Consider the following 8,893-nt stretch of genomic DNA (forward strand, 5'->3'; position numbering starts at 1 on the left):
ACGAAGATCGCCCGCAGTTGATCGTTCCGGTGAGCGCCTCACGACCGGCTGTGGATAAATCCCGGCACCGATGCAGTACAATCGCTGCTTTTAATCGCTAACCAGCCGGCCATTCCGATGATCGAACCCAAGCGCGTCTTGCGCGCCCTCGCCGAACACTGGGCCCTGCTTGAGCCACTGTGCGAACACTTCGACCAAGGCACCCTGAGCCTCAGCGAACTGCGCGCCCAGTTGGCCGCCCAACAACTGGACAGCACGCCACAGGACATCACCAGCCTGCTGGACGTGTGGATTCGCCTGGATATCCTGGTGCCTGTCGCCAAGAGCCCGAACCGTTTCGAGCTCAACGCACAGATCCACGACTTCCTGGCGTATCTTCGCAAGGAGCACCGGCTAGGCCTGTGCCTGGAAATCGAAGCCTACCTGCGCCACCTTGAGCGCCTGGCGGGTTATATCCAGGACGCCTTCGACATCCGCGACGGCCATGACCTGGCGCGCCAATTGCGCCTGCTGGACATGCGCGTGCGCGACGTGCTGAAAAAACTCGCCAACGACGAACAGGCCCTCGCTGCCGTGGCCGATCGCGCCAAGACCAGCGACCGGCAGATCCCGTTGCGCCAGCGCTACGCCGAAGTACTGGCGACCTGGGACGAATACGTCGAGCCGATGATTCAACTGGTGAACGCCGACGGCGCCTTCGAACAAGGCGTGCGCAAGGTGGAAAACGTACTGTTGCGCATGCTTACCGAGCAGCAGCGCCTCGGCCACCTGGTGGACGACGACATGCTGCTGCGCACCCACGCGCGCATCCTCGAAATGCAGACCAGCGCCCAACTGACCTTGCGTCACGCCCGGGAACTGCTGCTGCCGTTGCGGGAAGAAGCACGCCGGCACAACGCCGTGACCCGGGGCGCGGCGCTGGCCTTGTCGGCGATTCGCCGCAAGGGCCTGGACGCGGTGCCGCAAGCGGCGATGCCGATGTTCACCCGGCCGCAAAGCACCTTTCTCGGCAGTGCCAGCCAGGTCGAAGCCTACGTGTACGCCCTGGCCAACTTCGAACCGAAGCCGGCGCGTTTCCCCAAGGCGCATAAATCCCACAAGGGCGAAGCCCCTCGCGCACCGCGCACGGTCAAGGAAATGCTCGAGCGCTGTGAAGACGCACTGCCGATGCCGGACCTGATGACCTGGCTGCTGGAGCAGGAACCGGACGGCGCAACCGACGAGTTGCTGTACTGGTTCTCACGCCTGTCGCGGGAAAAACGCTTCAAGCGCGAACGTCTGGAACGACGGGATTACCACACTCACGAGCACCAGGTCAGCCTGCGCTCATTCGCCCTGCTTCCAGCCAGTATTGATACGGCCGGGAATTCTGCGAGCACCCCTCATGCATCTTGATCTATCCGAACTGTCCCAGCTGGCGCCGATCTTTCGCGAGCTGTTCAAGGGTTACCACGTCAGCCGCCGCGACCCGGAGCTGTACGCCCAACTGTCGAACTTCCAGGACCAGTACCGCACGTTGTTCAAGGCCCTGGGCTTTGAGTTGGTGTGCGACACGCGGGGTTTCTACTACTTCGTGCCGGACTCGGCCGTGGCCGCCGCGCAGGTCAACAAGACCGCCCAGCGCCTGGCGTTGTTCACCTTCATCATCGTCGAGCACCTGGCCGACCAGGGCCGCGACCCGATCGCCGTGCTCGACGGTGGCAGCCTGGGCCGTGACGAACTGCCGTCGTTGCTGGAAAAGTACCGCGACCTGTTTATCCAGGCCGAAGTGCAGACCGTCGAGGAACTGGAAGAAAAAATCATGCGCCGCATGACCCAGCTGGGTTTTGCCGGTGAAGAGAACGGCATCTACCGCTTCCTGCCGCCGATGCACCGCTTCCTCGATGTGTGCCTCTCGGTCCAGCAAGACCGCGACCTGGCCGCGAGCATCCACAGCGTATTGCCGTTGCCGGCCCCGGTGATCATCGACGAAGACAGCGATGAAAAACTGCTGAAGACCGATGACCCGCTGGACTTGAGTGACTTTGCAGAAGAAAGCGAAGAAGACGCCCTGGCCCGCGCCATTGCCGAAGAACAGGAGACCGACGCATGAGCAAGGAACGCTACGGCATTCGCCGCTTCGCCCTTTTGAACACCGCCGGTTACAGCCTGGGTTTGTTCCCGCTGGAAGAACCGCTGTCGGTGTACGGCGCGAACAACCTCGGCAAATCGGCGTCGATCAACGCCTTGCAGTTCCCGATTCTGGCGCGCATGTCGGACATGAGTTTCGGCAAGTACACCCTGGAGCAATCCCGGCGTTTCTACTTTGCCACCGACACCAGCTACATCCTCGTGGAAGTCTCGCTTCCCCATGGCCCGCACGTGATCGGCGTGGTCGGTCGCGGCCCGGGCGGTGGTTTCGGTCACCAGTTCTTTGCCTACGCCGGCAAGCTGGACCTGGCGCACTACCAGAAGAACGACACCTGCCTGCGCCAGAAAGAGCTGTTCACCAACCTTGAGCGCGAAGGCCTGAAAGCCTATGAGCTCAAGCCCGATGAGCTGCGACGTTTGCTGGTGGGCGGCCATACGTCGATCCCGCTGGACCTGACCCTGATTCCGCTGCGCTCCACCAGCGAGCAGAGCCTGAAGACCTTCCGCGCGCTGTTTATCAATTTGCTGCACATGCGGGAAATCACCGCGGCCAAGTTGAAGCAGCTGTTTCTGGATGCGTTCGAACACAGCCTGCGTTCCGGCAGTGTCGATTACATCGCGGCGTGCGAAGAAGCCTTCCGCGATGTACGACGCATGGAGCAGGACTACAACTCGCTGGTGGCTGCCGGCCCCCTGGTAGAAGCCTTGGCCAACGGCGTGAAGCAGCGGGACATTCTGCGGGGCAAGCTGCATCGCCTCTCACCGCTGCTGGATTCGTTGCTGGGCACCTGGTCGGACTACGCCAGTGCGCGCAAGGAAGAGCTGACGATCCAGGCCGAGCATTACCGCAACGAGCAGGATTCGCTGCAGAACGACCAGCGCGGCGGCACTCAGGAGCTGATGCGCCTGGAGCGGGAAATCAGCGGGATTCAGCGATGGCTGGGTGAGCTGTCGGTGCTCAAGCACCGCTTCGCGCTGGTGGATGACGTCAAGGTGCTGGAGCAGCAACTGCTGGCCGCCAAGGATGCTCACGATGAACTGGCCGGGGCCTTGGCGCAGTCGCGTCAGTTCAGCGCCGAGGATCTGGACGAACGTCTGCGGGACCTGGAAAAACGCCTGAAGTCGGTGAAGCAGCAACTCGATCACGCCGACAACAACAGCTACGCCAAGCTGCGGGAAGAATTCTCGCAGCAGGATGTCGAGCGTCTGATGCGCCTGTTCAACAGTTCGCTGTTCAGCTTGCCGCTGGGTGAGCATGGCATCACGCTGGACGAGGACGGCCTGTGGGTGAAATCCCTGGAGCAGATCCTTGATGGCTTCAAGGGCGAGCGTTTTGAAGTGCCGGGGCTGGCCATCGACATCTCGCACATCGAGCCACCGGCGTTGCAGGCACTGGCTGACCGCGCCGCGTTGCGCGACCAGAAAGAGCGTCTGGAAAAAGAACTCAAGCAACTGAAAACCCAGCAAGCCGTGGCGGCCGACCGCGCGGCGAGCAAGACCCAGACTGAAGCGCTGTACCAACAGGTACTGGACGCGCAGAAGGCGCTGGAAGATTTCCGCCGTGCACAAACCCTGAGCGCCGAGGAAGGCGAGAAGCTGGAAAGCCTGGCGCAGATGGAAGCGGCCCAGGACGAATTGAAACGCTCCAGCGATGCGTTTACCGAGCGCGTCCAGCAACTGTCGGCCAAGCTGCAATTGGTAGGCCGGCAGATTGGTGATATGGAAGCCAAGCAGCGCACCCTGGATGACGCATTGCGTCGTCGCCAGTTGCTGCCGGCAGACTTGCCGTTTGGTACGCCGTTCATGGACCCGGTCGACGATTCCATGGACAACCTGCTGCCGCTGCTCAATGACTACCAGGACAGCTGGCAAGGCCTGCTGCGCGCTGATGGCCAGATCGACGCGCTGTACGCACAGGTGCGCCTCAAGGGCGTGGCCAAGTTCGACAGTGAAGACGATATGGAGCGCCGCCTGCATCTGCTGATCAACGCTTACGCGCACCGTACCGATGAAGCCCTGACCCTGGGCAAGGCCCGGCGGGCGGCGGTCACGGATATCGCGCGCACCTTGCGCAATATCCGCAGCGACTACGACAGCCTTGAGCACCAGTTGGCGTTGTTCAACCGTGAGATCAACAAGCGCCAGGTGTCCAACCTGCAGAGCTTCCGCATCGTGCTCGCGCCGAACAAGGAAGCCCTCAAGCATATCGACCAGATCATCCACAGTGCCGGTCAGTATGAAGAAGGCGAAACCCTGTCGGTGTTCGATCTGAGCCAGAGCGCCGAGCAGGACAACAAGAACGAGGAAGCCAAGGAATACCTGGCGCGCCTGGTTGCGGCCAACCATAACCAGTTGGGCCTCAAGGACTTGTTCGAACTGGCGTTCGAGATCACCAAGGTCAACGGCCAGCCGATCATTCACACCGACATCGATGGCGCCGCCTCCAACGGCACCACCATGACCATCAAGGCGCTGACCAACATGTATTTGTTGCTGCACTTGATGGACCGCGACCAGGCCGGTCGTGTGCGCCTGCCGTACTACCTCGATGAAGCCGCGGACATCGATGAGAAGAACCAGGCGGCATTGCTGGAGACCAGCTTGCAACTGGGCTTCGTGCCGATTCTGGCGAGTGTGAAGCCGCAGGTTTCCGCCCAGGTGGCAATCGACCTGGAAGGCGGCAGCGGGCCGAACGGGATCTACATTGATGAGGCGGACTGGAAGTACATCCGTCGTCACGATGTGGTGAAGGCAACGGTGAATGTGCAGGCGGATGAGCCGGAGCTGGATGAGGTTTAATCAGTTGCGCTGAAATGCAAAAAGGCCGCGATCTTCTGGATCGCGGCCTTTTTTTTGTGTTCTTGAGGGTCTCTTCGCGAGCAAGCCCGCTCCCACATTCAATCGGGTTCCTTCAATGGGAACTGGGTCAAATGTGGGAGCGGGCTTGCTCGCGAAGGCCGCGCCTCGGTCTATTTGCCGAGTGGGATTTTAGGCGCCCAGGTCAGCCATTCATCTTCAAATTTGTCGAACAGCGGGAAGGTCTGCTGGGGCCGTGCAGCGTTGCCCATACGCTCGCCGTCCGGCGTGGCAAAGGCGATGCCGCCGGCGACCAGGGTCTCCAGGGACTCAGTGCGAACAGTCGCGCCCTTGAACAAGCCGAAGTCGAGCCCGAAGCCGCTGGTGTTCCAGAACCGGCTGCCACTGCGCACCAGAGGCGCGTACTTGGGCTCGATCAGGATGTGAACCAGCACACGGTCGGCGGTCTGGCCCAGCTCGTAGCCGGTAACTTTGCCTACGGTGACTTCGCGGTAAGTGACCGGAACGCCTTCCTTCAACGAGCCACGGCGTGCGGCGCTGAGTACCAGGCTCAGGCCCTCCTCCTGATGAACGGCTTCTGGCGGCTTGTCCAGCGCGACGAAACTCTTCTGTGGGCCGATGCTTTTGGTCGCTGGCTGTACTTCGATGTACTGGCCGGTCACCAGGGTTTCCAGGTTCGACGTTTTCATCAGGCCCAGTTCAGGCTTGACCACCCAGAACTGACTGCCGGCCCGTGCAATGCGGTCGGCCACTTGGGTGATACGCGCGCTGAGCAGCACCGATTGCATGTCGGCGCTCAGGTCGACACTTTCGATCTTGCCTACGTCCAGGCCCTTGAAGCGCACTGGCGTACCCGGGCGCAGGCCATCGGCGCGGTCGACCTTGATGGTCACCAACGTACCGTGCTGGTTGGCGGCTTCGCGATCCGGGAACAGACGGAAACGCGGGATGCGCTTTTTCAGCGGCACATTCGGCTCCGGGGTTTCGAAGGCGATACCGCCCGCCATCAGGCTGGCCAGGGATTCGCTTTTCACCTGGATGCCGCCGGTAAGCCCACCGGTCAGGGTCACGCCGCTGGCATTCCAGAAACGGGTCGAACCATTGACCAGGCCTTCGTATTCTTTCTCGATATGGACGCCGATCACCAGTTGCTTGTTCTTGCGGGAGAACTGGTAGCTCTGCACGGAACCGACCTTGACCTGCTTGTAGAGGATCGGGCTGCCGACATCCAGGGAGCCGAGGTTGTCGGTGAAGAGCACCATGTGCAGGCCGGGGGAACGCAGGTCCAGTGGCGGCGCCTTGGCGCGGGCGACGTACTCCCGTTGTGGCGCGGTGCCCTTGTCGCCGGGACGGATGGCGATGTAGTTACCTTTGACCAACGCTTCCAGCCCGGTGATGCCCGCCAGGGAGATAGACGGCTTGACCACCCAGAATTGGGTGTCCTGGACGAGGTAGTCTTCGGCCAGTGGGTCGAGGGTCAACTCGGCATTGGCGCTGGACAGGTCCGGGTCGATCTTCAGGGTCTTCAGGCTGCCGACCTGGATGCCTTTGTACATCACCGGGGTGCGGCCCGCCTGGAGGCCTTCGAAGTCGGTGAGTTTGACTTTGACCTTGATGCCCGCCGCGGCTGCATCGAAGTCTTCGTACAGGCGGAACGGCAGGCTCGGGTCCGTCGGTGGGCTGTCCTTGCGATTCTCCGGCGTGGCGAAGGCGATACCGCCGGCAACGATGCTGGCCAGGGATTCACTGCGGACTTTTACGCCGGAAAGGTTGGCGTCGATGCTGATGCCGCTGGCGTTCCAGAAACGCGTGTGTTTGCGCACCAGGCTGGCGTAGGTCGGCTCGATGTAGACCTTGATTTCAACGGTGGTCTGGTCTTCGGAGAGCAGGTAGCTTTTGACCTGGCCGACCTGGATCTGCTTGTAGAACACCGGGCTGCCACGGTTCAGCGAGCCGAGTCGATCAGCTTTGATCGTCAGGTGCAGGCCGGGCTTGGCGTCGGATAAAGGCGGTTCTTCGGACAGGGCCTTGAACTTGCGCGTCGGCTCACCATCGCCTGGGCTGGCGGCGATGTAGTTACCCGAGACCAGGGTTTCCAGGCCGGTGATCCCGGCCAGGCTGACACTTGGCTTGACCAGCCAGAAGCGGGTGTTGGTCTTGAGGTATTGCTCCACATCCTTGTTCATCTCGATGGTAGCAATCACCCCGCGATTGTTACCTTCGTCATCCAGGGCCAGGGTTTTGACCTTACCCACGGACATGCCTTTGTAGACCACTTCGGTCTTGTTGGCCTGGATGCCTTCGCCGCTTTCAAAGCGAACCTGAATCTCGATGCCTTGCTGGTTGTAGGCGCGCCACCCCAACCAGCCGCCGATGATCAGGGCAATCAGGGGCAGCACCCAAATGGCCGACCAGTTGGAAGCTGGGCGGGTTTTAGCCTTAGGCAAATCACTCATGGTCGTCGTCCGACTCCGTGTTATCCCAAATCAGTCGGGGATCAAAAGTTACTGCGGCAAGCATCGTCAAGATCACCACACTGGCGAACGCTACGGCACCGAGATTGGCCTCGACACTGGCAAGTCGCCCAAAGTTTACGACCGCCACCAGGATGGCAATCACGAAGATATCCAGCATGGACCAACGGCCAATGAACTCGATAAAGCGGTACATGATAATGCGTTGTTGCGCGGAAAGTGGCTGGTGACGCTGCACCGAGAACAGTAACAAGCCGATGCCCACCAGCTTGAAGGTGGGCACCAGAATGCTGGCGATGAACACTACAGCGGCGATCGGGAACATGCCGTGCTGCATCAACTGGATCACGCCGGACATGATGGTGCTCGGATCGCCTTGGCCCAGGGAGCTTACGGTCATGATCGGCAACAAATTGGCCGGGATGTACAAGATGGCTGCCGTGATCAGCAGCGCCCAGGTGCGCGTCAGGCTGTTCGGACGACGGGCGTGGACCAGCGCGCCGCAACGGGTGCAGGTTTGCTCGTCGGTGTCCGGGTCTTGTTTGTTTAGTTCGTGGCATTCGGTACAGATCAGAATGCCCGCATCAATCGCCCGCATGAGCATCCTCTCCTGACAGCGCTTCCCAGATCTGGTGAGGTGACATGACCACCTCCAGCAGTATCTGGACCATTAACAGACTTACGAAGCAGGCCAGGCCCAGCCCAACGGTGATGGTGGCCATGTCGGCCAGCTTTACGATCGCCACCAGCACGCCCATCAGGTAGACCTCGAGCATCCCCCAGTCTTTCAGATGATGGTAGATGCGATAAAACAGCAGACCGTAGCTACGGCCGATGTTCCAGCGGATGCTCAGCAATACCGCCAGTTGGCACAGGAGCTTGAGCAATGGAATGCCCATGCTGCAGAGGAACACCACCACGGCGACGCCTTGCATACCGGTGTCGAACAGACCGACCACGCCGGTCCACACGGTGTCCTGCGAGGACTGCCCGAGTAGATTGAGCTGCATGATGGGTAAAAAGTTCGCGGGGACGTACAACAGCAGCGCGGCAATCACTAACGCCAGGCTTCGTTCAACGACGTTGTGGCGGTGAGCGTACAGCTCGTAGCCGCAGCGTGGGCATTGGGCCTTTTCACCGCGGGCAAGCTCCGGCTTGCGCATCAGCAGGTCGCACTCATGGCATGCCACCAGTTCGTCCAGCGGTAAGTCTGACACCTCAAGGGTATCAACCGGGTCGGGCATATAGGGCTCGGACTCTAAAAAAGATTAGGTGCCTATTCTAGTGTTCTGGTTCAGAAATAACTGTGCAAATTTGTCGGGGGATTCAGTAGCGTTTGTGCGCGCGAGGGGGGATTGGGACGAGGGGATTTAGACCAATGCGTGGCATCAGGTAGCCCGCGTTACCGTTGGAGTTTTTCGCCAGCACGCTCGCCATACTTTCCGACCGTCCAAAACAAAACCCCTGACTGC

Annotated in this window: 6 protein-coding genes; 3 read left to right on the forward strand and 3 right to left on the reverse strand. The window is 60.8% G+C overall.

Going from position 1 to position 8,893, the window contains the following annotated elements; genetic code table 11:
- Positions 1 to 117 precede the first annotated feature (117 nt).
- Genes mksB through mksF form a run of 3 tightly spaced genes read left to right on the forward strand, consistent with a single transcriptional unit; the run spans position 118 to position 4,929 of the window.
- Positions 118 to 1,395, forward strand: a complete 1,278-nt coding sequence (mksB, locus tag HX807_RS28810) for an Mks condensin complex protein MksB (protein WP_003214377.1) — start codon at positions 118 to 120, stop codon at positions 1,393 to 1,395.
- The gene (gene mksE / locus HX807_RS28815; RefSeq protein ID WP_003214375.1) at positions 1,385 to 2,092 is read left to right on the forward strand and encodes an Mks condensin complex protein MksE; all 708 of its coding nucleotides are present in this window, start codon (positions 1,385 to 1,387) and stop codon (positions 2,090 to 2,092) included. The genes mksB and mksE overlap by 11 nt, the downstream gene beginning before the upstream one ends.
- A complete protein-coding gene (mksF, locus tag HX807_RS28820; RefSeq protein ID WP_008437530.1) occupies positions 2,089 to 4,929 on the forward strand; it encodes an Mks condensin complex protein MksF in 2,841 nt (946 codons plus the stop codon). Before mksE ends, mksF begins: the two co-directional genes overlap by 4 nt.
- Before the next feature lie 170 nt (positions 4,930 to 5,099).
- Here mksF and HX807_RS28825 read toward each other — a convergent pair whose 3' ends face one another.
- The 3 genes from HX807_RS28825 to HX807_RS28835 are packed head-to-tail and all read right to left on the reverse strand — an operon-like array spanning position 5,100 to position 8,665.
- Entirely contained in the window at positions 5,100 to 7,403 is a 2,304-nt protein-coding gene (locus HX807_RS28825) for a PqiB family protein (RefSeq protein ID WP_003214369.1), read from the reverse strand.
- On the reverse strand, positions 7,396 to 8,019 hold the full coding sequence (locus tag HX807_RS28830) for a paraquat-inducible protein A (RefSeq protein WP_003214366.1): 624 nt from the start codon (positions 8,017 to 8,019) through the stop codon (positions 7,396 to 7,398). The genes HX807_RS28825 and HX807_RS28830 overlap by 8 nt, the downstream gene beginning before the upstream one ends.
- On the reverse strand, positions 8,006 to 8,665 hold the full coding sequence (locus HX807_RS28835; RefSeq protein WP_017478595.1) for a paraquat-inducible protein A: 660 nt from the start codon (positions 8,663 to 8,665) through the stop codon (positions 8,006 to 8,008). The genes HX807_RS28830 and HX807_RS28835 overlap by 14 nt, the downstream gene beginning before the upstream one ends.
- Positions 8,666 to 8,893 lie beyond the last annotated feature (228 nt).

Source organism: Pseudomonas sp. D8002 (assembly GCF_013385695.1).
GTDB lineage: Bacteria > Pseudomonadota > Gammaproteobacteria > Pseudomonadales > Pseudomonadaceae > Aquipseudomonas.